Source organism: Porphyrobacter sp. SLTP (genome assembly GCF_009905735.1).
Lineage (GTDB): Bacteria > Pseudomonadota > Alphaproteobacteria > Sphingomonadales > Sphingomonadaceae > Erythrobacter.
This window is the reverse complement of record NZ_JAAALE010000015.1, coordinates 20,635-44,434: the sequence shown is the minus strand read 5'-3', so window position 1 is coordinate 44,434 and position 23,800 is coordinate 20,635. Positions and strand designations below refer to the sequence as shown.

General features: G+C 64.3%; 24 protein-coding genes. 12 read left to right on the top strand and 12 right to left on the bottom strand.

Annotation, left to right across the window (positions count from 1 at the left end):
• Window positions 1–164: 164 nt before the first annotated feature.
• The 3 genes from GVM20_RS12685 to GVM20_RS12675 all read left to right on the top strand — a co-directional run bounded on the left by GVM20_RS12685 (window position 165) and on the right by GVM20_RS12675 (window position 4,087).
• Window positions 165–2,408, top strand: a complete 2,244-nt coding sequence (locus tag GVM20_RS12685) for a S9 family peptidase (protein ID WP_166547557.1) — start codon at window positions 165–167, stop codon at window positions 2,406–2,408.
• Window positions 2,409–2,489: 81 nt separating this feature from the next.
• Window positions 2,490–3,515, top strand: a complete 1,026-nt coding sequence (locus GVM20_RS12680; protein WP_166547556.1) for an aspartate-semialdehyde dehydrogenase — start codon at window positions 2,490–2,492, stop codon at window positions 3,513–3,515.
• A gap of 5 nt (window positions 3,516–3,520) precedes the next feature.
• Complete coding sequence (locus GVM20_RS12675) at window positions 3,521–4,087, top strand: aspartate-semialdehyde dehydrogenase (protein WP_166547555.1); 567 nt, start codon at window positions 3,521–3,523, stop codon at window positions 4,085–4,087.
• A gap of 6 nt (window positions 4,088–4,093) precedes the next feature.
• On the opposite strand, the gene GVM20_RS12670 is transcribed toward GVM20_RS12675, so the two are convergent.
• The 3 genes from GVM20_RS12670 to GVM20_RS12660 are packed head-to-tail and all read right to left on the bottom strand — an operon-like array spanning window position 4,094 to window position 7,196.
• Window positions 4,094–5,680, bottom strand: coding sequence for an MDR family MFS transporter (locus tag GVM20_RS12670; RefSeq protein WP_166547554.1), 1,587 nt, complete (start codon window positions 5,678–5,680; stop codon window positions 4,094–4,096).
• Window positions 5,681–5,683: 3 nt separating this feature from the next.
• Window positions 5,684–6,760 (bottom strand): HlyD family secretion protein, encoded by a 1,077-nt coding sequence (locus tag GVM20_RS12665; protein WP_166547553.1) that lies wholly within the window; start codon window positions 6,758–6,760, stop codon window positions 5,684–5,686.
• On the bottom strand, window positions 6,753–7,196 hold the full coding sequence (locus GVM20_RS12660; RefSeq protein ID WP_166547552.1) for a MarR family winged helix-turn-helix transcriptional regulator: 444 nt from the start codon (window positions 7,194–7,196) through the stop codon (window positions 6,753–6,755). The genes GVM20_RS12665 and GVM20_RS12660 overlap by 8 nt, the downstream gene beginning before the upstream one ends.
• 80 nt (window positions 7,197–7,276) lie before the next feature.
• Here GVM20_RS12660 and GVM20_RS12655 point away from each other — a divergent pair, with 80 nt between their 5' ends.
• The 5 genes from GVM20_RS12655 (at window position 7,277) to rimK (ending at window position 12,378) form a co-directional block, all read left to right on the top strand.
• Window positions 7,277–8,038, top strand: coding sequence for an alpha/beta fold hydrolase (locus GVM20_RS12655; protein WP_166547551.1), 762 nt, complete (start codon window positions 7,277–7,279; stop codon window positions 8,036–8,038).
• Window positions 8,039–8,114: 76 nt separating this feature from the next.
• Window positions 8,115–9,968 carry a M2 family metallopeptidase gene (locus GVM20_RS12650; RefSeq protein ID WP_166547550.1) on the top strand — a complete coding sequence of 618 codons (1,854 nt, stop codon included), beginning with the start codon at window positions 8,115–8,117 and terminating at the stop codon, window positions 9,966–9,968.
• Window positions 9,926–10,984 carry a YncE family protein gene (locus tag GVM20_RS12645; protein WP_234031992.1) on the top strand — a complete coding sequence of 353 codons (1,059 nt, stop codon included), beginning with the start codon at window positions 9,926–9,928 and terminating at the stop codon, window positions 10,982–10,984. The genes GVM20_RS12650 and GVM20_RS12645 overlap by 43 nt, the downstream gene beginning before the upstream one ends.
• On the top strand, window positions 10,981–11,448 hold the full coding sequence (locus tag GVM20_RS12640) for an ATP-dependent zinc protease family protein (protein WP_234031991.1): 468 nt from the start codon (window positions 10,981–10,983) through the stop codon (window positions 11,446–11,448). Before GVM20_RS12645 ends, GVM20_RS12640 begins: the two co-directional genes overlap by 4 nt.
• Window positions 11,449–11,472: 24 nt before the next feature.
• Window positions 11,473–12,378 (top strand): 30S ribosomal protein S6--L-glutamate ligase, encoded by a 906-nt coding sequence (rimK, locus tag GVM20_RS12635; protein WP_166547549.1) that lies wholly within the window; start codon window positions 11,473–11,475, stop codon window positions 12,376–12,378.
• 7 nt (window positions 12,379–12,385) lie between these two features.
• Here rimK and GVM20_RS12630 read toward each other — a convergent pair whose 3' ends face one another.
• Window positions 12,386–13,153 carry an SDR family NAD(P)-dependent oxidoreductase gene (locus GVM20_RS12630; protein WP_166547548.1) on the bottom strand — a complete coding sequence of 256 codons (768 nt, stop codon included), beginning with the start codon at window positions 13,151–13,153 and terminating at the stop codon, window positions 12,386–12,388.
• A gap of 182 nt (window positions 13,154–13,335) precedes the next feature.
• Between GVM20_RS12630 and GVM20_RS12625 the strand changes: the two genes are divergently transcribed.
• Window positions 13,336–13,824, top strand: a complete 489-nt coding sequence (locus tag GVM20_RS12625; RefSeq protein WP_166547547.1) for a hypothetical protein — start codon at window positions 13,336–13,338, stop codon at window positions 13,822–13,824.
• Window positions 13,825–13,875: 51 nt separating this feature from the next.
• On the opposite strand, the gene GVM20_RS12620 is transcribed toward GVM20_RS12625, so the two are convergent.
• The 4 genes from GVM20_RS12620 to rpsF form a co-directional block, all read right to left on the bottom strand.
• Entirely contained in the window at window positions 13,876–15,312 is a 1,437-nt protein-coding gene (locus GVM20_RS12620) for an AMP nucleosidase (protein WP_166547546.1), read from the bottom strand.
• A gap of 143 nt (window positions 15,313–15,455) precedes the next feature.
• Window positions 15,456–16,061, bottom strand: coding sequence for a 50S ribosomal protein L9 (gene rplI, locus GVM20_RS12615; protein WP_166547545.1), 606 nt, complete (start codon window positions 16,059–16,061; stop codon window positions 15,456–15,458).
• A 14-nt stretch (window positions 16,062–16,075) separates the two neighbouring features.
• A complete protein-coding gene (gene rpsR / locus GVM20_RS12610) occupies window positions 16,076–16,300 on the bottom strand; it encodes a 30S ribosomal protein S18 (RefSeq protein WP_017665523.1) in 225 nt (74 codons plus the stop codon).
• Entirely contained in the window at window positions 16,300–16,665 is a 366-nt protein-coding gene (gene rpsF, locus GVM20_RS12605; RefSeq protein WP_069310429.1) for a 30S ribosomal protein S6, read from the bottom strand. The genes rpsR and rpsF overlap by 1 nt, the downstream gene beginning before the upstream one ends.
• 209 nt (window positions 16,666–16,874) lie before the next feature.
• Between rpsF and GVM20_RS12600 the strand changes: the two genes are divergently transcribed.
• Together GVM20_RS12600 and GVM20_RS12595 are read left to right on the top strand one after the other, a co-directional pair.
• Window positions 16,875–17,822 carry a DUF808 domain-containing protein gene (locus GVM20_RS12600; protein ID WP_166547544.1) on the top strand — a complete coding sequence of 316 codons (948 nt, stop codon included), beginning with the start codon at window positions 16,875–16,877 and terminating at the stop codon, window positions 17,820–17,822.
• A 10-nt stretch (window positions 17,823–17,832) separates the two neighbouring features.
• On the top strand, window positions 17,833–18,474 hold the full coding sequence (locus tag GVM20_RS12595; RefSeq protein WP_166547543.1) for a glutathione S-transferase family protein: 642 nt from the start codon (window positions 17,833–17,835) through the stop codon (window positions 18,472–18,474).
• A gap of 7 nt (window positions 18,475–18,481) precedes the next feature.
• Here GVM20_RS12595 and GVM20_RS12590 read toward each other — a convergent pair whose 3' ends face one another.
• The 4 genes from GVM20_RS12590 to GVM20_RS12575 all read right to left on the bottom strand — a co-directional run bounded on the left by GVM20_RS12590 (window position 18,482) and on the right by GVM20_RS12575 (window position 22,884).
• On the bottom strand, window positions 18,482–19,438 hold the full coding sequence (locus GVM20_RS12590) for a stealth family protein (RefSeq protein ID WP_166547542.1): 957 nt from the start codon (window positions 19,436–19,438) through the stop codon (window positions 18,482–18,484).
• Window positions 19,439–19,594: 156 nt separating this feature from the next.
• The gene (locus GVM20_RS12585) at window positions 19,595–21,136 is read right to left on the bottom strand and encodes a class I adenylate-forming enzyme family protein (RefSeq protein WP_166547541.1); all 1,542 of its coding nucleotides are present in this window, start codon (window positions 21,134–21,136) and stop codon (window positions 19,595–19,597) included.
• A gap of 36 nt (window positions 21,137–21,172) precedes the next feature.
• Entirely contained in the window at window positions 21,173–21,460 is a 288-nt protein-coding gene (locus GVM20_RS12580; RefSeq protein ID WP_234031990.1) for a hypothetical protein, read from the bottom strand.
• Window positions 21,457–22,884 carry a glutamate ligase domain-containing protein gene (locus GVM20_RS12575; protein WP_166547540.1) on the bottom strand — a complete coding sequence of 476 codons (1,428 nt, stop codon included), beginning with the start codon at window positions 22,882–22,884 and terminating at the stop codon, window positions 21,457–21,459. The genes GVM20_RS12580 and GVM20_RS12575 overlap by 4 nt, the downstream gene beginning before the upstream one ends.
• Window positions 22,885–22,940: 56 nt before the next feature.
• Here GVM20_RS12575 and GVM20_RS12570 point away from each other — a divergent pair, with 56 nt between their 5' ends.
• On the top strand, window positions 22,941–23,771 hold the full coding sequence (locus tag GVM20_RS12570; protein ID WP_166547539.1) for an LD-carboxypeptidase: 831 nt from the start codon (window positions 22,941–22,943) through the stop codon (window positions 23,769–23,771).
• Window positions 23,772–23,800: the final 29 nt, after the last annotated feature.

Genomic DNA, 23,800 nt, shown 5'->3' with positions numbered 1-23,800 from the left:
TGCGAAGGGCGGTCCGGCAACGGGCCGCCCTTTTGCTTTGGGGCACTTGCCATTCCCGTTCGTCATTGCGAGGAGCGTAGCGACGAAGCAATCCAGAGCGGCGCGCGCTGACCCTGGATTGCCGCGCCGCCTTCGGCGGCTCGCAATGACGAGGTGAGCTTTGGATGCGTTCGGTTCTTGCTGCGGTTGCCCTTTCTCTGACGACCTGTCTGACATCGCCCGTTCTGGCGGAAACGCCCGCCATGACTGAGGCCGCCCCTGCGCTGAGCTTTGAACGCGTCTTTGCCTCCCCCGGTCTTGATGGCCCCGCACCCCGGCAGGTGAAGCTTTCGCCCGATGGTCGCTACCTCACCCTGCTGCGCAACCGGACTGACGACCGCGAGCGGTATGACCTGTGGGGCTATGACATCGACACCCGCGAATGGCGGATGCTGGTGGATTCGGAAAAGCTCGGCAGCGGGCGGGAACTCTCCGAGGACGAGAAGATGCAGCGCGAGCGCGCCCGCGTCGGCAGCCTCAAGGGGATCATCGCCTACCAATGGGCCAGCGATGGCAGCGGCGTACTGGTGCCGCTGGATGGCGATCTGTTCCTCGCCAAGCTCGATGGCACGGTCACCCGCCTGACCGATACCGAAGGCACCGAACTCAACCCCAAGCTGTCGAGCAAGGGCGCTTACGTCAGTTTCGTGAGGGACCGGCGACTGTGGGTCGGGAAGGTTGGCGGCGAGGCCAACCCAATCACGCCGCAGGAAGGCGAAACCATCCGCTGGGGCGAAGCCGAATTCGTCGCGCAGGAGGAAATGGCGCGCCTGCAAGGATATTGGTGGAGCCCCGATGACACCCGTATCGTCGTCCAACGCACCGACGAGGCGGCGGTCGGCATCGTCACCCGCGCTGCCATCGGCGCCAAGGGCACCAAGGTGTTCGATCAGCGCTACCCGGCAGCCGGCACCGACAATGCGGTGGTGGAACTGTTCGTGATGAACCCCGATGGCTCGGGCCAAGTGCAGGTCGATCTCGGGCTCGATCTCGATATCTATGTCGCCCGCGTCGACTGGGCGCCGGATGGCAGTGCGATCTATGTCCAGCGGCAAGACCGCGCGCAGACGAAGATCGATATGCTCAAGGTCGATCCGGCCACGGGCGCGAGCACGATCTGGTTCACCGAAACCGCCGCGCGGCCCGATTACTGGGTGAACCTCTCCGACAATTACCGCTTCCTCAAGGACGGCAGCCTGCTGTGGTGGTCGGAGCGGGACGGCTATGGCCATTTCTACCGCTTTGACGGGCAGAACTGGCTGCGGATCACCAGCGGACTTGAGCCAATCACCGCACTGGTCGGCGTGGACGAGGCGGCGGGCACCTTCACCTATCAGGCGACCACTGACGTTCTGACCCAGCAGATCTACCGCGCGCAGCTTGGCGGGCAGGGCGGCGCCCAGCTGCTGACCGATCCCGCCTTCACCAACAGCGCCAGCATGGATGGGGCGGGCAAGCTGCTCTATGTCACGCGCTCAAGCCCGAACCAGCCGCCGCAGTCCTATCTCGCGACGCCGGACGGCAAGCAGGTCGCCTGGATCGAGGAGAACCGGGTTGAAGGCGCGCACCCCTACGCGCCCTATCTTGCCAGCCATGTCACGCCCGAATTCGGCACGATTGCGGCCGAGGACGGCACGCCGCTGCACTGGATGATGCTCAAGCCCAAGATGGAGCGTGGCAAACGCTATCCGGTGTTCTTCCAGCACTATGGCGGGCCGGGGCCGCAGACGGTGACGAAGGGCTGGGGCGGGGCGCTCGCCCAGTCGATTGTCGACAAGGGCTATATCTTTTTCCAGCTCGACAATCGCGGCTCGGCCAACCGTGGCGTCGATTTCGAACAGCCGCTCTACCGGGCGATGGGCGGGGCTGAGGTGCGCGACCAGAAGGCGGGGGCGTTGTTCCTCAAGAGCTTGGATTATGTCGATCCGGCCAAGGTGGCCATCTATGGCTGGTCTTATGGCGGCTACATGACGCTGAAGCAGCTGGAGGCGGACCCCGGGCTCTATGCGGCGGGCATTTCCGGCGCTCCGGTGACCCGCTGGGAACTCTACGATACCCACTACACCGAACGCTACATGGGCGATCCCCGCGAGGTGCCCGAAGCCTATGAAAAGGCCAGCGCCATCCCCGCTGCGACCCAGATCAGCGATCCGCTGCTGCTGATCCATGGCATGGCGGACGACAATGTGGTGTTCGAAAACTCGTCGGAGCTCATCAGCGTGCTCCAGGAAAGCAACACGCCGTTCGAGATGATGCTCTACCCCGGCTACACCCACCGCGTGTCGGGCGAAAAGATCGGGCCGCATGTATGGAACGCGATCATGCGCTTCCTTGCGGCCCACGGCGTGACGCCGCCTGCGAGCGAATAGGTCTGCACTGGCAAGGTTAGCGGTTGCGCAATAGGCACGCATCGCTATCTCGCGCAGTCCGAAGTCAAAGGAGAATGCCAAGTGGGTTACCGGGTGGCAGTGGTCGGCGCGACCGGCAATGTCGGGCGCGAGATGATGATGGTTCTCGCCGAGCGTGAATTTCCGTGTGACGAGGTCGCCGCGGTGGCCTCCAGCCGTTCGGTCGGCACGGAAGTCGAATTCGGCGACACCGGCAAGATGCTCAAGTGCAAGAATATCGAGCACTTCGATTTCGCCGGCTGGGACATCGCGCTGTTCGCCGCAGGCTCCGGCCCGGCCAAGGAATATGCCCCCAAGGCGGCGGCGGCTGGTTGTATCGTCATCGACAACTCGTCGCTGTATCGTATGGACCCGGATGTGCCTTTGGTGGTGCCGGAGGTGAACCCCGACGCGATCGACGGCTACACCGCGCGCAACATCATCGCCAATCCCAACTGCTCGACCGCGCAGCTGGTGGTCGCGCTCAAGCCGCTGCATGACTTTGCCACAATCAAGCGCGTCGTCGTCTCGACCTATCAATCGACCTCGGGCGCGGGCAAGGCGGGCATGGACGAGCTGTTCCAGCAGAGCCGCGCGATCTTTGTAGGCGATCCGGTCGAACCGTCGAAGTTCACCAAGCAGATCGCCTTCAACGTGATCCCCCACATCGACAGCTTCCTCGACGATGGTTCGACCAAGGAAGAGTGGAAGATGATGGTCGAGACCAAGAAGATCCTCGATCCCAAGATCAAGCTGACCGCGACCTGCGTGCGCGTGCCGGTTTTCGTGGGCCACTCCGAAGCGGTCAATATCGAGTTCGAGAATGAAATCAGCGCCCAGCAGGCGATGGACATTCTGCGCGAAGCCCCCGGCGTCATGCTGATCGATAAGCGCGAAGACGGCGGCTATATCACCCCGATCGAGTGCGTGGGCGATGCGGCGACCTTCGTCAGCCGCGTGCGTGAAGACCCGACGGTGGAGAACGGCCTGACGCTGTGGTGCGTCTCGGACAACCTGCGCAAGGGCGCTGCGCTCAACGCCGTCCAGATCGCCGAGCTGCTCGGGCGGCGCCATTTGAAGAAGGGCTAAGGCCGATGCGGGCTCCTTTCCTCGTGCTGGCGGGTGCGCTCGCTCTGGCAGGCTGCGACAGCGGTGACGTGCCGAGCCCGGCTGAACGCCAGCAGGGCGAAGCAGCTGAGGCTCCGGTGACGGCCAACGCGGTCGAGCTTCGCGGTGATGGGCTTTCGGCCGGTGCGGAGGCATTCTATTTCGCCGCCGGGCAGGCCGAAGTCGAAGCCGCGCTTGGCACGGCGCTCGGCAAACCGCTGCGTTCGGGCGAGAATGCCGAATGCGGGGCCGGGCCGATCACCTTCACCGACTTTGCGGGCGGATTGACGGCGCATTTCCAGAAGGGCCGCCTGGTCGGCTGGAACTGGCACGCGCCGCAGGATGGCGATGCGCCAGCGACCGGCACAGTCAAGCTGCCGGGGACCGTGCAACTCGGCTCGGCCCGCGCGGTGATCGAGACCGCGCCCGGGTTCTCCAAGGTTGAGGGCAGCACTCTGGGCGAGGAATTCGCCCTTGGCAGCAACATCGGCGGCTTCATCAAGGGTGATGTTGTCGAGATGCTCTACGCCGGGACGCAGTGCTTCTTCCGGTAGAGCGCGTTATTCTGACAAGGCGATTGGCCCGGCGGCGCGCCCCTTGTTGCCGCGCATCAGGAAGGCAAGCGGCGCGGCGGCCAGCGTGATCCACATCATCAGCCAGAAATCATCCACATAGGCGATCATCGCCGCCTGCCGGTTCACCTCGGCATCAATCAGCGTCATCGCCGTATCGCCCAGCGCCTGGAACCGGTCGATGGTCGAGAAATCCACCACGCTCCCCGTTGCCGCGGTGACATGCTGGCCGAGGTCCGCGTGGCTGGTCTGGATATTGCGGGCGAGCAGCACCGTCATCCACGCGATCCCCGCTGAAGCGCCCAGAGAGCGGAACAGGTTGAGCAGGCTCGACCCATCCGTCCGCATTGCCGGACTGAGCGTAGCAAAGGCGCTGACCTGCAAGGGGATGAACACCAGCCCCATGCCGAGCCCCTGCAGCAACCCGCTGATAATCACATGCGCCTCGTCCACTTCCAGCGACCAGTGCGCCATCTGCCACAGCGAGAAGGCGCAGATCAGGAACCCGCTCGCCACCACGGGCCGCGCGTCGATCCCCCGGCGCATCATCAGGCCGGAGAGTTGCATCGAGACGAGGATGCCGACCCCGCGCGGCATCAAGACAATCCCGGTGTCGATCACGCCGTAGCCGAACAGATTTTGCAGCATCGGCGGCAGCAACGCCATGACCGCGAACATCACGATCCCGATCACCACCATGAACGACAGCGCAATCGCGAAATTGCGGTCGGCGAACAGCTTGCGCTCGAACATCGGGGCCGGTGCCTTGGCGAAGTGGATCAACACCATCCACGTCGCTGACAGGGTGAGGACGAGGTAGGTCCAGATTTCCACCGACGCGAGCCAGTCTTCCTGCGCGCCGCGATCAAGCAACAGCTGGAATGATGCGAGGGCGACGGCCAACAGCAGGAACCCGGTGATGTCGAAGCGCCGCTCGCGCCGGGGACGCTTGGGCAGGTAGGCGATCAGGATCGCCAATGAGGCGATTCCGACCGGCAGGTTGACATAGAACACCCAACGCCAGTTCGCGGTCTCGGTCAGCCAGCCGCCGAGGATGGGCCCGAGGATCGGGCCGATCATGATCCCCATGCCCCAGATTGCCATGATCTGCGGGTGGCGACTGGGGCGCGTGGCGTCGAGCATGAAGGACTGGCTCAGCGGCGCGATGAAGGCTCCGGCCACGCCTTGCAGCGCGCGGAAGGCGACCATTTCCTCAAGGTTCTGCGCCAGCCCGCACAGCATCGAGGCGAGGATAAACCCCGCGACCGAGCCGATGAACAACCGCCGTGCGCCGATGCGATCCGCGAGCCAACCGGTGATCGGCAGGGCGACGGCGGAGGCGATGATGTAACTCGTCAGCACCCAGGTGATCGTGTCAACCGTCGCCCCCAATGAGCTTTGCATATGCGGCAGGGCGACATTGGCAATGGTGGTGTCGAGGATCTGGAGCAGCGATGCCGCCATGACCCCGACGATCATCAGCGGGTAATTGCCCGTTTCCAGCTCGGGCGCGTCCAGCGGGACGCTTGGTCGGTCTTGGCCGATGCCAGCGGCAGGCTCGGCCCGGCTTGCCATGGCTCAATTGCGGGCGCTTGTGTCGGTGAACACGGTGACTTCGCTCGAAAGCCCGGCGATCAGGCGGCGCGGGCTGATGCCGTCCAGCGCGATCCTGACCGGGACGCGCTGCGTCACCTTGACCCAGTTGCCGGTCGCATTCTGGGCCGGGAGTACAGAGAACTCAGCGCCCGTTCCCGCGCCAATCGCAGCCACGCGGCCCTTCAACACCAGATCGGGATAGGCGTCGAAGCGCACCTCAGCGCGCTGGCCGACCGCCATGTCAGCCAGATCGGTCTCCTTGAAATTCGCTTCGACATAGGTCGATCCCTCGCGCACCAGCGTCAGTACGGGGAGGTTGGGGACGACCTGCTGGCCGACCTGCAAGCGGTCGGCCTGCGCTATACGGCCCGCCGCAGGACTACGTACTTCGGTGCGGCGCAGGGCGAGCTGGGCATTGGCGCGGCGAGCTTCGGCGGCGGCGACCTGCGGGTTGACGCCGGGCACGGCGGCTCCGGTCGCAAGCCGCGCGCGCGCTTCACGCTGGCGGTCTTCCGCCTGCCGCACCGCCTCGCGCGCCTGCACCACCGCTTGCTCCGCCGCCTCGTAATCGGCCTTGGTCGAGAAGCCCTTTTGCCTGAGCGCCGCAACCCGTTCGAACCGCGCTTCGGCAAAGGCGACATCGCTGCGTGCGGCTTCTATGTCGGTGCCGGTGAGTTCGGGCGCGTTGCTGAGCGCGATTACATTCGCCTGCGCACCGGCGATGGCGGCGTTGGCTTCGGCGATCTGCAAGCGGAAGGGTTCGGGGTCGATACGGAACAGCAGCTGGCCCGGCTGGACCACCGCGCCGTCTGTCACCATCGCCTCGACAATCCGCCCGCCGACTTCGGCGCTGACCGCGACCATGTCCTGCTTGATATAGGCATTGTCGGTCGAGACCTTGCCCGCAAGGCTCTGCCAATAGAGCAGCGCGCCAGCGGCGAGCACCAGTGGCACGACCAGCATCAGCGCCCAGCGGGCCCATGGCTTGCGGGATGGGGTGGGGACTGAAGGAGCCTCGCTCACGCTGTCGCGGGCGATGGCGGGATCGGCTTCAGCCATGGGCCACCTCGGGCTGACGCGCGGCGGCAAGGTTAGTGGCAATCCGTTCGAGCAGATCGGCAAAGACCGCCCGCTCGCCCGCGTCGAACCCGGCAAGCATGTCTTCGAACAGCCCTTCCACACTGACCCGCAGCCGGGTTACGATCCCCCGGCTCTTGTCCGTGAGGTGAAGGATGCGCGCACGCCGATCTCCCGGGTCGCTGCGGCGTTCGATCCAGCCAGCCTCTTCCAGCCGGTCAACAATCCGGGTGAGGGTGATTGGCTCGATCTCCAGCCGCTCGGCATAGAAGGCCTGATTCTCGTCCGGATTGCGTTCGAGCGAGAGCAGCAGCCGCGCCTGTGGGCCGGTAATGCCCAGCCCGCGCACCCGCTCGTCAAACAGGCGGCGCAGCTGGCGCGAATTGTCGGCGACTCGGTAGCCTGTCTCGATAATCATACGCGCACTTATAATAAGTGTGCTTACTATCTACAAGCACCGGCTGGCCCCCCGCACCGAACCGCGCTAGCAGGCGCGGCATGACGATCACGACCGAGCATTTTGCCAGCTTCGACGGCACCCGCCTTGCTGTTCACACGGAAGGCGAGGGCCGCCCTGTGTTGCTGCTTCACGGACTGTTCTCCTCGGCCCAGATGAACTGGATCAAGTGGGGCCACGGCGCGCGGCTCGCAGCGGCCGGCTTCAAGGCAATCATGCTCGATTTTCGCGTCCACGGCCAAAGCCAAGCGCCGCGTGAGGCGCGCGCCTATCCGCCCGGTGTCCTGGTGCGCGATGCCGTCGCGCTGGCCGAGCATCTCGGGCTGGAGCCAGGCGGCTTCGATCTGGTCGGCTTTTCGCTGGGCGCGCGCACCGCGATCCACGCGGTCGGCTACGGCATTCTCGAGCCGCGCCGTCTGGCGATCTGCGGGATGGGGGTGGCGGGCCTGTCCGATTGGGAACGGCGCGCGGATCACTTCAAGCGGGTGATCGACGAGTTTGACACGATCAAGCCCGGCGATCCGACCTACACCGCGCGCACCTTCCTGAAGTCCCAAGGCGTCGACCGGGTCGCCGCGCGGTTGCTGCTGGACGCGATGGACGATTTCGATCTCGCCCGCCTTGCCGCCATTACCATGCCGACCGCTGTCATCTGCGGCGATGAGGATCAGGACAATGGCTCGGCCGAGGAGCTTGCCGCGCAGCTGCCTGATGCACGCTATATCGAGGTGCCCGGCACCCACCTCAACAGCGTGACCAAGCCTGACCTTGGCGAGGCGCTTGCCCGCTTCCTTGCGGCCTGACGCACGCGGGTTGATTCCGGCTGCAGGGGCGTCCAAACCGCACGGCATTGTCACACGACTGACGGGAATCTGGACCATGAAACTTGCCGCCCCCCTGCTGCGCTGCTGCTGCGCTGCGCTTGCCATTGCTGTTGCTGCGCCCTTGGCCGCGCAGGACAACGCCGCGCCCGCTGCTGCTGCTGCCGAAGCGCTCACGCCTGCCGATGCCAGCGCGTGGATCGCCAAGGTCGAGGCCGAATTTGGCGCCTTCATCGTCGAATATTCGCGCGTCTCGTGGATCAACGCGACCTACATCACGCATGACAGTGACGAACTCGCCGCCAAGTATGGCGCGGAGTTGACGCTGAAGCAGGTCGGCTATGCAACCGAGGCTGCGCGCTATGCCAAGATCGAAGGCCTTGATGAAGAAACCGGGCGCAAGCTCGACATGCTGCGCAACGGCATCGCCCTGCCAGCACCGTCACGTCCCGGCGCGGCCGAGGAGCTCAACGCCATCGCCACCCGTCTGGGCTCGGCCTATGGGCGCGGCAAGGGCACGCTGAATGGCCAGCCGATCAATGGCAGCGATATCGAGGCCGAGATGGGCAATCTCGAGCGCACCCCCGCAGAGCTGAAGGAAATGTGGGCCAGCTGGCACGACAATGTCGGTGCGCCGATGCGGGAGGATTATTCCCGCATGACCGCGCTAGCTAACGAGGGCGCCAAGGAGCTGGGCTTTGCCGATTTCGGTGCGATGTGGCGTTCGGGCTATGACATGCCGCCCGAACAATTCGCCGCCGAGACCGAGCGGATGTGGCAGGAGGTGAAACCCCTCTACATCGCGCTCCACACCTATGTGCGCCGCAAGCTCAACGAGAAGTACGGCGACGCCGTCCAGCCGCGCACGGGCCCGATCCGCGCTGACCTGCTCGGCAATATGTGGGCGCAGGAATGGGGCAATATCTACCCGCTGGTCGCGCCGGCGGGGGCTGGCGACATCGGCTATGACCTCACCGATCTGATCGCCAAGAAGAACCTCGATGCCGTTGGCATGACCAAGGTGGGTGAGCAGTTCTTCTCCTCGCTGGGCTTTGCCCCGCTGCCTGCCACCTTCTGGGAGCGCAGCCAGTTCACCAAGCCCGCTGACCGCGAAGTGGTGTGTCACGCTTCGGCCTGGGACATCGACAATGTCGATGATCTGCGCATCAAGATGTGCATCAAGCCCAACGCGGATGACTTCATCACGATCCACCACGAGCTTGGCCACAACTACTACCAGCGCGCCTATAACAAGCAGGACACGCTGCACCTGAACGGCGCCAATGACGGATTCCACGAAGCGATCGGCGACATGATCGCGCTGTCGATCACGCCCGAATATCTGGTGCAGATCGACATGCTCGATCCCAAGGACGTGCCGAGTGCTGACAAGGATATCGGCCTCTTGCTGCGTCAGGCGATGGACAAGGTCGCCTTCCTGCCCTTCGGCCTGCTGCTGGATCGCTATCGCTGGGGGCTGTTCGACGGCTCGATTCCGGAAGCGGCGACCAATACCGGCTGGAACGATCTGCGCCTGGAGTATCAGGGCATTGTCCCACCCGTGCCGCGCGATGCCGCCGGTTTTGATGCCGGGGGCAAGTATCACATCGCAGGCAACGTCTCCTACACCCGCTACTTCCTGGCGCGATTGCTCCAGTTCCAGTTCTACAAGGCGGCCTGCGACACCGCCGGATGGAAGGGGCCGCTTCACCGCTGCTCGATCTACGGCAACAAGGATGTCGGCGCGAAGCTGAACGCGATGCTGGAGATGGGCGCGTCCAAGCCCTGGCCCGACGCGCTCGAAGCCTTCACTGGCGAGCGTCAGATGAACGGCACCGCGATGGTCGAGTATTTCGCCCCGCTGATGAAATGGCTCGAAAAGCAGAACAAGGGCGAGAAGGCGGGCTGGTGATGCGGCGCGGGGGTGGATCACTCGCCGGGGCGGCGGCACTGGTGGCGCTTGCTGCCTGTGCGCCGGTTGCCGAGGTTGAGGGTGCAGGGGCGGCTGCCATGCCGCCCACCCTGTTCGTCGCGGCCAAGCGCGGCAACACGCTGTCCAAGGTCGATCTGGCCACCGGCGAGGAGGTGCTGCGACTGCCAAGCTGCACCAACCCGCACGAACTCGCCACATCGCCCGATGGGCAGCATGTCGCGCTCGCCTGCTATGGCGGGACGAGCGTGGACGTGTTCCGCACCGACACGCTTGAGCGGGTCATGAGCATCAACCTCGGTGACAATGCGCGGCCGCACGGGATCGTCTGGCACGAAAACGGCAATATCTATGCGACGGCCGAGGGACGCCGTTCGATCTTCCAGATTGTCGGCCCGCTGACCGGGGCGACTGTCACCTTCGAATTTGCGACCGGGCAGCAGGGCAGCCACATGCTCGCCGTCAGCCCGGACGAGCGCACGGCATGGACCACCGACCTCGGTTCGCGAACGGTCACGCGCATTGACCTGCGCACACGCCGCGCACCGCTGTCTGTCACGGTGGGTGAGGAGCCCGAGGGCATCGCCCTTAGCCCCGATGGCAAGACTTTGTGGGTTTCGGCGAGAGGTTCCAACCAGGCCTTCGCGCTCGATCCGCAGACGATGGAAGTGCGCGAAACGGTCGCCACAGGCCGATTCCCGCTGCGCATTGCGGTTCGCCCGCAAGGCGATGTCGCGGTGACCTCCGATCTTCAGGACGGCAGCCTGAGCGTGATCGATACGGCAACCGCCAAGGTGATCCGCACGATTCCCGTTTCCAGCCCTGCCGAGGCGCAGCAGCGCTTTCAGGTGACGATCCTGTGGTCCGACGACGGCTCAAAAGTCTATGTGGCCGAAACCGCCAGCGACACTGTCGCCGAGGTCGATTACGCCAGCGGCAAAGTCCTGCGCCGCTTGAAAGTGGGCGAGGGCGGGGACGGGATGGCGATCCTGCCTTGAAGGGTCCCAAGCCTCTGCCCAAGCCCCTGTTGGTCGTTGGCTGGCGCGAACTGGTCAGCCTGCCCGAGCTTGGGCTTGCGGGCATCCCAGCGAAGATCGACACTGGCGCACGCACGTCGTCGCTCCACGGCCATGTGCTCGAAGACTTCGTGAGGGATGGCGAGCGGTTTGTGCGCTTTGCCGTCGACTGGGACGGGACGCGGCATGTCTGCGAGGCGGTGAATGTTGATCTGCGGGGGATCACCAGCAGCAATGGCGACCAGCAGACCCGCTTTGTCATAAAGTCGCCGCTGACCATCGGTAATCTCACCTTCCGGGCGGAGATCAGTCTGGCGAATCGGTCCCAGATGCAATTCCCGATGCTGATCGGGCGCACCGCGCTCCGGCGGCGGATGGTGGTGGATAGCGGTCATTCGTGGCTGCAATCACCTGCGATAGCGCATATGGGGCGCATCCGCCGCTAAGTCGCCGGACACGAAAGGTACTTCATGAAAATCGCGATGCTGGCGCGCAACGCCAACCTCTATTCGCACCAGCGGCTCAAGCAGGCCGCCGAGGCGCGCGGCCACACGCTCGATATTCTCAACACCCTGCGCTGCACGGTGCACATCGCCAGCCACCGGCCCGAGGTCTATTACAACGGCGCCCCGATCCCGGCCTATGATGCGGTCATCCCGCGCATCGGGGCCTCGATCACGAACTACGGTCTCGCGATCCTGCGACAGTTCGAGATGCGCGGCATCTGGTCGCTCAACGAAAGCGTGGCGATTGGCCGTAGCCGGGACAAGCTGCGCAGTTTGCAGATCCTCGCCAAGCACGGCTTGGGCCTGCCGCTCACCGCCTATGCCAATGATCCCAAGCAGGCCGAGGAGATCATCAAGGCGGTCAATGGTCCGCCGGTGGTAATCAAGCTGATCGAAGGCACCCAAGGCATCGGCGTGGTGCTCGCCGAAACAATGAGCAGCGCGAAGTCCGTGATCGAGGCGTTTCGCGGGGCCAACGTCAACATTCTGGTGCAGGAGTTCATCAAGGAAGCCGGCGGCACCGATATCCGAGCGCTGGTGGTGGGCGGCAAGGTGGTCGCGGCGATGAAGCGCACCGGCGCGCCAGACGAGTTCCGCTCCAACCTCCACCGCGGCGGCAGCGCAGACGTCATCAAGATCACGCCCGAAGAACGCTCGACCGCGGTGCGCGCAGCCAAGCGCATGGGGCTGAACGTCTGCGGGGTCGATATGCTGCGCAGCAATCACGGCCCGGTGATCATGGAGGTCAATTCGTCCCCCGGCCTCGAAGGGATCGAAAGCGCGACGGGCAAGGACATCGCCGGTCAGATCATCGATTTCATCGCCGCCAACGCCAAAGGCGGGGCGACGAAGACCAAGGGGCGGGGTTAGCGCTCGATCAGGCGTTACGCGCCATCAGTCCGCCATCAACGGGGATCGCGACCCCGGTGATGTAGCTTGCCGCCGGGAGTACGAGGGACAGCGTCATATGCGCGACTTCCTCCGGCTCGCCATAGCGGCGGAGTGCGGTGCGGCGTTTCGCGAAGATCACCTTGTGCTCCTCGGCGACAGCATCAGTCATCGCGGTGCGGATCGGGCCGGGGCAGATACAGTTGACCGTGATGCCTTCCGGGCCGAGATCGACCGCCAAGCCCCGCGTCAGCCCGATCACGCCGGTCTTGGCCGCGACATAGGGCGTATCACCGGGGGTCGCGCCGAGGCCTTCGGTGGAGGCGATGTTGACGATCCGGGCAGCGTCGCTCTGGCGCAACCACGGCAAGGCGGCGCGGACCATCCGCTGATGCGCGGTCAGCATCACAGCCAGCGCGGTGGCCCAGATGTCCTCGTAAGCGGGATCATCCAGCGCGCAGAAGCTCGATACCCCGGCATTGTTCACCAGAATGTCGATCCGGCCAAAGTCCGCTGCAATCTGCGCGACCGTGCGGGTGATAGCGTTGCCATCCGCCACATCGAGCGCGTAGGGACGTGCGGCAGGACCGCACTCTGCCGCCACCGCAGCGCTGGCCGCCAAGTCGAGATCAACCACTGCGACATGCGCCCCTTCGGCGGCAAACAGCCGCGCCGTTGCGCGCCCCATGCCGCTGGCAGCGCCCGTGACAATCGCAACGCGTCCCGCAATTGATCGCGACAGACTGGGGCTGGTCATGGGGGCTCTCCGCAAGTTCTGATCGCCCAAGGCTAGCTGAAGCCTCCCGGCCCGTCACCTTGGCGACGCGCACCTATGCAATGCCGATTTCGTCTTACAACTGACCATTTGGTCCAAGCCCTGCCGCCGCAAACCCGCTATCGGGGAGTGGGATCGCTGCATGCCTGAGGGAGAGAATTTGCATGACCACACGTTACCGCCCGTCATTGTCGGCCTTGGCATTGACCGGACTTGCGCTCGTATCCGCGGTCCCTGCTGCAGCACAGGACCGGAGCGTGGCGACGCGCCTCGACAAGGAGGGACTCAAGTACGAGGTCGACAAGGACGGCGATTACAAGCTGTTGTTCGATTACACCGAAGAAGGGCGCACCCAGATCGTGTTCGTCTCTGGCGCCACGCAGACCGTGAGCGGCATGACGATCCGCGAAATCTTCGCGCCAGCAGCCCGGATCGAGGAGGATAAGGTCACCGGCAGCAAGGCGCTCGTACTCTTGGAGGATTCGAGCACCAACAAGGTCGGCAGCTGGGAAATCCGGGGCAACGTGCTCTATTTCGTGATCAAGGTGCCTGAAAGCCTGACCTCGACCGAGCTTGCCACGCTGGCCAAGATTGCGGCCGAATCCGCTGATAACAAGGAAATCGAACTGACTGGCGGCGGGGACGAACTGTAGGCGAGAGCAGCGAGCCGCCGCTCCTTTGCGGAACGGCGGCCCGGTGCCTCTTTAACGGAACGGCGGTTCGTTGAAGGCGCGCAGCTTGCGGCTATGGAGCCGATCGCCTTCATCGCGGAGCATCGCGCAGGCGACGATCCCGATCTGCAAGTGGGCCGCGATGGCTTCCTCGTAGAACTTGTTGGCCTGACCGGGCAGCTTGATCTCGCCATGCAGTGGCTTGTCCGAGACGCAGAGCAGCGTCCCGTAGGGCACCCGGAAGCGGTAACCCTGCGTGGCGATGGTGGCGCTCTCCATGTCGATCGCAATCGCGCGGCTTTGCGAGAAGCGCTTGGCCGAGGAGGAGTAACGCAGTTCCCAGTTGCGATCATCGGTGGTGACGACCGTGCCGGTGCGCATCCGCTGCTTGAGATTCGCGCCCTGCACACCCGCCACGCTTTCAGCGGCCGCTGCCATGGCCTGCTGCACTTCGGCAATCGGCGGGATCGGCACTTCGGGTGGGAGCACCGGATCGAGCACATGATCGTCGCGCAGGTAAGCGTGAGCCAGAACGAAATCGCCGATCTTCTGCGTCGAGCGAAGCCCGCCGCAGTGGCCAATCATCATCCATGCGTGCGGACGCAGCACCGCGAGGTGATCGCAGATCGTCTTGGCGTTGGACGGGCCGACGCCGATATTCACGAGCGTGATCCCGCGACCGTCTTCGCGGATCAGGTGATAGGCGGGCATCTGGTGCTTGCGCCAGGCGGTGTCGTTGAGCTGATCCTGCGCGTGCGGCGTCGCCACCCGGATGTCGAGGCCAGCCGCCCCGGTCAGCGCGACATAGCCGTCCTGACCGATCTGCTGCGCACCCCAATTGACGAACTCATCGACATAGCGGTGATAGTTGGTGAACAGGATGAAGTCCTGAAAGTCGCTGACTTCGCTGCCCGTATAATGCTTGAGCCGCGCAAGTGAATAATCGGTGCGCAGACCATCGAACAGCGACAGCGGCATATCGTGATCGCCATCGAACTCGATCCCGTCGGCCAGCTCGTCGCCGATCAGGGCCAGATCGGTCGAAGGGAAATGCGCGGCAATATCCTGCGCCGCGATGCCGACCATCGCGGCACCAGCCTCGCCATCGAGCACGTAGGGGAAGGGAATTTCCTGACGCGAGCGTTCGACCGTGACCTCGATCTCGTATTCGGCCGCAATCAGCTGGAGCTGTTCGGTCAGGTATTCGGCAAAGCGGTCAGGCCGGGTGACGGTGGTGGAATAGGTCCCCGGCATCTCCAACCGCCCGAATGCGCGGCTGCGATCGCGCTGGGCGCCGACCCCGGCATAGCGCAAGGTGATCTGGGGATAGGCATAGCTGCCGTCAGTGCGCTTCGACGGGGCCGGCAAGGTGCCGTCGCGCCCGAAAGCGATCACATCATCGCGCAAGCAGCGGACCGCTTCGTCATAATGCTGCTGCAACTGGGTGAGGATGGTCGGAATGTCGATCATGGCAGTTGTTCTGCTCCTTTCTTGTTATCGTTGTGCGACAGAACCTTTGCTTGAGACATGGTCTGTTTACAAGAAGGGCGCGGGGATCATGCCGATCCCCGCGCCCGTTCTTTGCATCATGTGGGCCGGAAAGGCCGCGCGTGTCAGTCTTCGTCGTCGCCGTCGAACAGCTCGGCCGGGATCTCGCCGGGCTCGAGGTTGGTGTCGATGCGAGTGGCATCGGCCTGTTCTTCGATTTCACGCTGTTCGTCTTCGAACATCGCGGCGAGCACGTCGACGCCTTCGCTCTGCAGCTTGGCTTCGTCGTCCGAACGGGCCACGTTGGCCTTCACGGTGACGCGCACTTCCGGGTGCAGGGCAACGGTCACGTTATGCATGCCGATGTTCTTGATCGGCGCGCCAAGGATGACCATGCGCTTGTCAACGTCGTGGCCCTGATCGGCAAGACCGGCGACGATGTCACGCACGCTCACCGAACCATAAAGCTGGCCAGCATTCGAAGCAGCGCGGATAAGCACCACTTCTGCGCCTGCCACCTTTTCGCCCTGCGCTTCAGCAGCGGCACGGCGTTCGGCGTTCTCGGTAACCAGCCGCTCACGGTTGGCTTCGAACACCTTGCGGTTGGCGTCGTTGGCACGAAGGGCCTTCTTCTGCGGCAGCAGGAAGTTGCGCGCATAGCCGTCCTTCACGGTGACAACGTCACCGATCGAGCCGAGCTTTTCGATGCGCTCAAGGAGAATGATATCCATTGTCTCTTCTCCTCTTACTTCACGATGAAGGGAAGCAGGCCGATCTGACGGGCGCGCTTGATCGCCTGAGCCAGTTCACGCTGCTTCTTCGCCGAAACGGCGGTGATGCGCGACGGCACGATCTTGCCACGCTCGGACATGAAGCCCTGCAACAGGCGCACGTCCTTGTAATCGATCTTCGGGGCGTCCTTGGCCGCGAACGGGCAGGACTTGCGGCGGCGGAAAAACGGGCGTGCCATCAGTCGCGCTCCTCACGGGTTTCGCGGCGCTTACGCTCGCGTTCGTTCTTGCGCATCATCACGCTGGGACCTTCCTCGTGCTCTTCCACGCGGATGGTCATGTAGCGGATGACGTCTTCGTTGATACGGGTCTGGCGTTCGAGTTCTGCCACAACCGAGCCGGGGGCGTCGATGTTGAGCAGCACGAAATGCGCCTTGCGGTTACGCTCGATCTTGTAGGCGAGCGACTTCAGGCCCCAGGTTTCGGTCTTGGTGACCTTGCCGTTACCGGCCTCGACGATTTCGGTAGCTTGCGCTGCCAGCGCGTCGACCTGAGCCTGGCTCAGATCCTGACGCGCGAGAAAGACGTGCTCGTACAGAGCCATCTCGCGTCCTTTCACTCCATGCCGATCGCTGGCTTATCCGTTCGACAAGAACGGGGCCCCTCCGGCTTTCTTCAAACAATCGCCGGGCGGTTCCCATGCGAAGCGGCGGCCCTTACAGCTTTCAGGCGCAATTGCAAGACTTGCTGCGCGGGAACTGGACGGGCAGGCGAGCGGTTCAGGTTGAACGATTCGCAACAGAGGAGATTGTCGTGCCATCAGGTTTGGTCGCTTTGCTTGACGACGTGGCGGTCATCGCGCGCGCCGCGTCCGCCTCGATTGACGATATTGCTCTGGCTGCGGGCAAGGCGGGCTCCAAAACCGCGGGCGTGGTGATTGACGATGCGGCTGTCACGCCGAGCTATGTCACGGGCCTTTCCCCGGCACGCGAATTGCCGATCATCTGGAAAATTACCAAGGGCAGCCTGAAGAACAAGCTGCTGTTTCTCTTGCCGGGCGCATTGCTGCTCTCCGAATTCCTGCCGCAAGCGATCATCTACCTGCTGATGCTGGGCGGGGCTTTCCTGTGCTACGAAGGCGCGGAGAAGGTGATGGAGAAACTCGGCTTCGGGAAGCACGGGGAAACTCTGGAGGACGAGATCACCGACCCCGTCGCCTTCGAGAATGAACGTGTGGCCGGCGCCATCCGCACCGATCTGATTCTCTCGGCCGAAATCATGGCGATCACGCTGGCTGCGCTGGAACTTCCCAGCTGGTGGGAGCGGGGCCTTGCGCTTGCTCTGGTGGCGATCATCGTCACCGTGGCGGTTTACGGCGCGGTCGCGATCATCGTGAAGATTGACGATGTTGGCCTCTATCTGACCAAGCAGGCCGAGGCGTGGAGGCAAAGTGTCGGTCACTTCTTGCTGCGTTTCGTGCCCAAGCTGCTGGTTGCGCTTTCGATCATCGGGACGGTGGCAATGCTGTGGGTCGGGGGCGGAATCATCGTCCATGGCACGCATGAGGTAGGCTTCCACGGCCTCTACGATGTCATTCACGGAGCAGAAGGCGCAGTGGCAGCCGCTGCCGGAGCGCTGGGCGGCGTGGCAGGCTGGCTCACCTATGCCGCGATGTCGGCAGTGGTCGGGCTGGTGCTGGGAGGCATCATCGCCTTCGTCCTGCACAAAGTGCTGGGTGTGGGCGCGGACAAGGCCCACTAAGCCCGCCCGCATGACCACACTTGTTCTCTACACCTGCGCCCGCTCACGCGGCCTGCGCGCGACCTGGGCGGCCGAGGAGGCGGGGGTTGCGCTTGAGCTCAAGATTCTGCCGTTCCCGCCGCGTTACCTTGCGCCCGAGTTCATGGCGCTGAACCCGCTCGGCACGGTGCCGCTGCTGGTGGATGGCGAAACGCGCATGACGGAAAGCTGCGCCATCGCCCATTACCTCGCCACTCGCGACGGTTACACAGACCTCGCGATTGCGCCGGGCGAGCGGGATTACGGGGCTTACCTCGACTACACCTACCACGCCGATGCAACGATCACCTTCCCGCAGACGGTCTACATGCGGTTCGCGATCTTCGAGAAGGACAAGGGCCTCGCCGAGGCAGGGGTCGCCTATGCCAAGTGGTTTCACAAGCGATTGGTGAAGGTTGAAGAACGCCTCAGGAACCGCGAGTTCCTGTGTGCAGACCGCTTCACCGTGGCCGACATATGCGTTGGCTATGCGTTGATCCTGGCAGAGAGCGTGGGGCTGGATGACGGCGTGCCTGACAGCCTCAAGGCCTATCGCGCCCGGCTGACGGCGCGCGAAGCTTACCAGCGGGCATTTGCGCGCGAGGAAGAAGGGCGCCTGGCGCTCGCCTCCTAGGCCCCTCTCACGCAGCGATGGCGCGTTCGATCCAGTCCCGCGTATCTGGGATCACGGCTTCAACCTGCGGCAGATCATTCACGCACAGGAATTTGAACTGCGGCGAAAGCGCGCGGGCGAGATAGGCGCGGACCTGCGGCAGCGGGTAATCCAGCACCGCGCCCGTGCGCAGGTGGAGATGATCCTCCGCCGTCTGAACCACGGCCTCGCCCGCCGCGATGCAGGCATGGTTGTGCAAGCCCTGCGGCAGAAACTGCGATACACACCGGAACCGATGGTGGATATTGGCGAGGAAAGCTTGTCGGTGCTCATCATTGAGCCGCGCCAGCACTGACCGGCGCAGCGGGTGGACGACATGCGCTGCCCGGAACATCCGCTCCGCGCCGAAGCCCGCCAGATTTGCGGCATTGATCTGGGTCAGGGCGTTGAGCAGCGCCGGATCATCGCGACTGGCAGGATCGGCAGCAATCGCGCACTGATCGACCCAGGCCCCGCGCAGCACCGGCGCATCCTCGCGAAACACGTCGCCCGGCGCCAGCGGCCCGGTCAGGAACACATCATCGTTGAAATAGACGAAGCGTTCGGCGAGCCCGGGGATGCGCCACAGCAAGGTTTCAATCGCCATCGAGTTGAAGGTCGGCAGCGCGCTTTCGTGCCCTGCGAACAGGGTGGAATGATCGACAATCGCGATCCGCCCGGTCAGCTCGGCGGGCAGGGCCGAAAGGTCGGGAGTCTGCGCGTCGGTGATGATCCAGATCCGCGCGATCCACGGCGCGTGATTGGCGATTGAGCGCAGACAATAGCTCAGTTCGTCATTGCAGGCCCAGCGGTGCGGATTGACGGCGTTGGCGTTGCGCGGTGCTTGCGGCTGATAGTGCTGGCGCTTGGCGCTGTGCACCGGGTCGTCACCATCGACCCAGGTGATAACCGCGTCGATCCGCGCGGCGCTGTTGATACTGTGCATTTGTCCGGTCCGGGCAAGCGTTTGGTCTGCCACGATAGAACAGGACGGGCGGCGCAGTGGCGCGCACAGGCACACTTGTCAATCTTAAGTCAGGACAGTGTCACAGGTTGCTATGCCCGAAACGGCCAAATCCGTGCTTGGCGTTGCCGCTTGGGTTCAAGCTGCCTGATCGGGCGTCACCGGCCTTGCCGAGAGTTCTCGCCGCAGCAATTTCCCGATGGGATCGCGCGGGAGCTGGTCCACGAACTCAATATAGCGCGGGCGCTTGTAGCCCGCGATCTGGCCCTTGAAGCGGGCGGTGATGTCTGCGCGGGTGAGGGTCTGGCCGGGCTTCAGCACCACGAAGGCCTTCACCGCCTCGCCCCACTGCTTGTCCGGCACGCCGCAGCAACCTGCGTCGGCGACTTCGGGCATGGCGGCAAAGATGGCGTCGACCTCCGCCGGATAGACATTCTCGCCCCCGGTCTTGATCAGCTCCTTGGCGCGGCCGAGCAGATAGCCGCGTCCGCGTGCGTCCATCGTGCCCAAGTCGCCGGTGCGCAGCCAGCCGTGGCCGAGCGCGGCCTCACTCGCTTCGGGGTTGCGCCAATAGCCGAGCATGACCGAAGGACCACGCAGGCACAGCTCGCCTTCCTCGCCGGGCGGCAGGTGCTGCCCGTCGGGATCGAGCACGGTCATCGTCACATGCGGCAGCGTCCACCCGATCGAACGTGGGGCTTCTAGCATGTCGGGATAATCGATGAAGGTCGCAAAGCCGCAGATCTCGGTCTGGCCATAGCCGCCGACGACGCGGGCGTCCCACTCGCGCTCGATGAAGTCATACATCTGCGGGCGGCCCATGCCTGCGCCCCCGGTGTAGTTGGTGAGCGGCATCACGCCGTCGCGGATCGGCTCCATGGCCTGCCACGGGAAACAGATCGTGGGAAAGGCGCTGGTGGTGGTGCAGCCCTCGCGGTGAAGCAGGTCGAGGATCGCGGCGTTGCTATCATCGCGACCCGCGAACACGCCGGCGCCACCGCAGGCGAGCATGGCGGCGAATTGCTGCATTCCGACCACATGGAACAGCGGATTGACCGAAAGCAGCACCTCGGTGTGGTCAAAGCCGCGATGCTGCGCAAAGCCGAGCGCCGATGCCGCGACCGCGCTGCCCGCTTGCAGGCACCCCTTGGGCCGCCCGGTCGTGCCGCTGGTATACATCATGTAAAGCGGGCGATCCGGAGCCAAGTTGAGTCCAAAATCATAGGCGTGTGGGGTGGAGCCGAGGGCGGTTTTGGCAACCGTTTCAAAAAACCCACCCACTGCATGCGTTTCGTCGACGTGATGGACTTCACCTGCTGCGGCCTCGGCCAAAAGGCTGGAAAAGCGCGGGTTGACGAAGGTCATGGCCGGCTCGGCATTTCCGCAGATCCACGCGATTTCGGCAGGGGCGAGCCGCCAGTTGAGCAGCACCGCGATGGCGCCGATCCGCCCCGCCGCCAGCAGCGTCGTGACGAACGGCGCGCCGTCGGTCAGCAGCAATGCGATCCGGTCTCCCGGCCCGATCCCGCGCGCCAGCAGCCATCGGGCGAGGTTGGTGACGCGCGCATCGAGCTCGGCCCAGGTTAGGCGTTGCTCACCGTCAACCGTCGCCAACCGATGAGCATGGCGCGCGGCGCAATTTGCCAACAGGGTATCGAGGCTGAAATCGCGGGGGTGCATTATCGCCATGCTAGCGCTGCGCAGACCCGTCAGCCATCAGCGATTTTGGGTATGCGTCTCAGTCAGATCGAGGTGGCAGCGCGAGCAGACGCGATTGGGCCAGGGGACCACGAACACACCGCGGAAAAAGGCATTCTTGCCGCAGCGCGGGCAATTGAAGCGCAGCATCGGCGCATTGGTGATCAGCAGCAGCAGGATGGCCGCGGCAAAGGCGATATTCGAGTGGCCGTATAGCCGGTCGACCGTCGCCACCAGCAGCACGCCGAAGCCCACCCCGCCCAGCATCCGCCAAGCGTGGCGCACTGCACGGGCGTAAAGGCTCAAGCCAGGCGGGTGAGGATCGATCGGGCGAACTCCGTCAGCGTATCGTCCCGCGCGCCCATCACCACAATCCAGTCACCGGGCTGGGCGAGGGCGACGATCCGGTCGGCGCAGTCGTCGCGGAGCGCGATGTGCTCAGCCCTGCCGCCGTTGACCGTGATGAGCTCCGTGATCCGCTCGCTGCCAACGCTGCGATCCACCGTGCCGCCGAAATAAACTGGATCGCACATGATGGTAATGTCGTCTGGCGAAAGCTCGCGCGCAAAAGTCTGGGCGAGCTCCTCACCCATCTGGCGCAAGGGACCGTAACCGTGGGGCTGGAAAAAGGCGATCACCCGGCCCGGCGTTGCCTTGAGCGTGCGCAAGGTGGCGGCGCATTTCTCTGGGTTATGGCCGAAATCGTCGACCACGGTCACGCCCGAGGCCGAGGTGCCGATCACGTCGAACCGCCGCGCCAGACCTGCAAAGCTGCGCAGGGCGAAGGCGGCATCCGCGATATCGATCCCCGCCGCACTGGCTGCCGCAATCGCTGCAAGAGCATTCGAGAGGTTGTGTAGCCCTGGCATCGGGACACTTAACGCAAAGGTCTCGCGCCGCCGATTGTCGATCAGCACGGCCTCGATACCGCGGTCGGTCTGGGCGATTGTGTCGGGATCGATCGTCAGGTCGGCATCGCATGCCCTGACGCCGAAGGTCACCGCCGCGTTCGCCCGGCTGGCGAGTTTCCCGGCCTCCGCACTGTCGAGGTTGATCACAGCCGTGCCGGAAGCGCTGAGGTAATCGCCGAACAGCACCCGCAGTTCCTCAATGCTTTTGTGATCGAGACTGACGTTGAGCAGCACGCCTACGCTGGGCCGGTAGAGCGCGATTGACCCGTCACTCTCGTCCACTTCGCTGACGAACAGATCGCGCGAACCGATCCGGGCGCTGGCGAAAGGGTTTGTCGGCGAGATGAAGTTCTTCATCACCGCGCCGTTCATCACCGTGGGATCGCGGCCCGCCTCGCTGAAGATCCACGCGATCATTCCTGTCACGGTCGACTTGCCCGAGGTGCCTGCCACTGCGACCGAGACATCGGCGGCGTTGAACAGGCGCGAGAGTAGCTGTGCGCGGCTCAACCGCTCACAGCCCAGCGCCTTCGCGCGGGCGACTTCGGGCACGGTATCCTCAATCGCGGCGGAGGCGACGAGGACTTGATCGGGCGAGGTCACCCCGCTCCCGTCCTGCGGGAACAGGGGAAAGCCATTGGCCTCCATCCACGCGAACTTTTCAGGGGTGCGCCCTTGATCACGGCTGCGGTCAGAGCCTGCTACAGGCAAGCCGAGACCCTGCGCAATCTGCGCCAGTGGCAGCATTCCGGACCCGCCGATGCCGCAGAAGAACAGCGGGCGCCCTGTGAGTGTCCCAGCCTTGAGCCCGTTATCCATATGGGGCGTGGTTATTGGCTTGCGCGCCCCCTGACAAGCGCCATAGGCTGTGCGCCATGACGAATATCGCCATCTGCGCCCCCGCTACGCCGATCACCCGCGAGCAACAGACCGCGCTCGAAGAGCTGGTCGCAGCCGAATTCCCCGGTCACCGCGTCACCTTTCACGACCAGTGCTTTGAACGCGCCGGCCATTTTGCGGGTGACGATCTGCGCCGCCTTTCGGCGCTGCTCGAATTCGCCAACGACCCTGCCTTCGATGTCGTCTGGTTTGCCAAGGGCGGTTACGGCTCGAACCGGATCGCCGAGGCGGCGGTGTCGCAGATGAATGGCGCTGCGCGGGCCAAGACTTTCGTGGGGTTCTCCGACTGCGGTTACCTGCTCGCTGCGCTGTACCGGGCGGGGATCGGGCAGAGTGTTCACGGTTCGATGCCGGTCAGCGCGCGTTCGGAAGGCGGGCGGGAGGCGATCCGCCGGGTGCTCAAATGGCTTGGCGGCGATACCAGTGGGGTCGAGCCGAGCCTTGACGGCACCACACCTGCCGCAGCCTTCAACCTTATCACGCTGGCGATGATTGCGGGCACGCCGATGATGCCCGATCTGACCGGTCACGTGGTGATGGTCGAGGAAGTGGCCGAACATCTTTACGCAATCGACCGGATGTTCTTCCATCTTGCCGGAACGCTCCCGCGGCTGGCCGGGCTGCGATTGGGTTCAGTGACCGATGTGCCCGAAAACTACGTCGAATTCGGTCAGAGTGAAGAGGATATTGCCCGCTTCTGGTGCGACCGCGCGGGCATTCCCTACCTCGGCCGCGCGCTGATCGGCCATACCTCTGCCAACAGGGTTGTGCCCTTCGGTCTTGCCAGCCCGCCCACGCGGACGTAACGGCGCGCCCCAAAACTCATAAAGAGGGT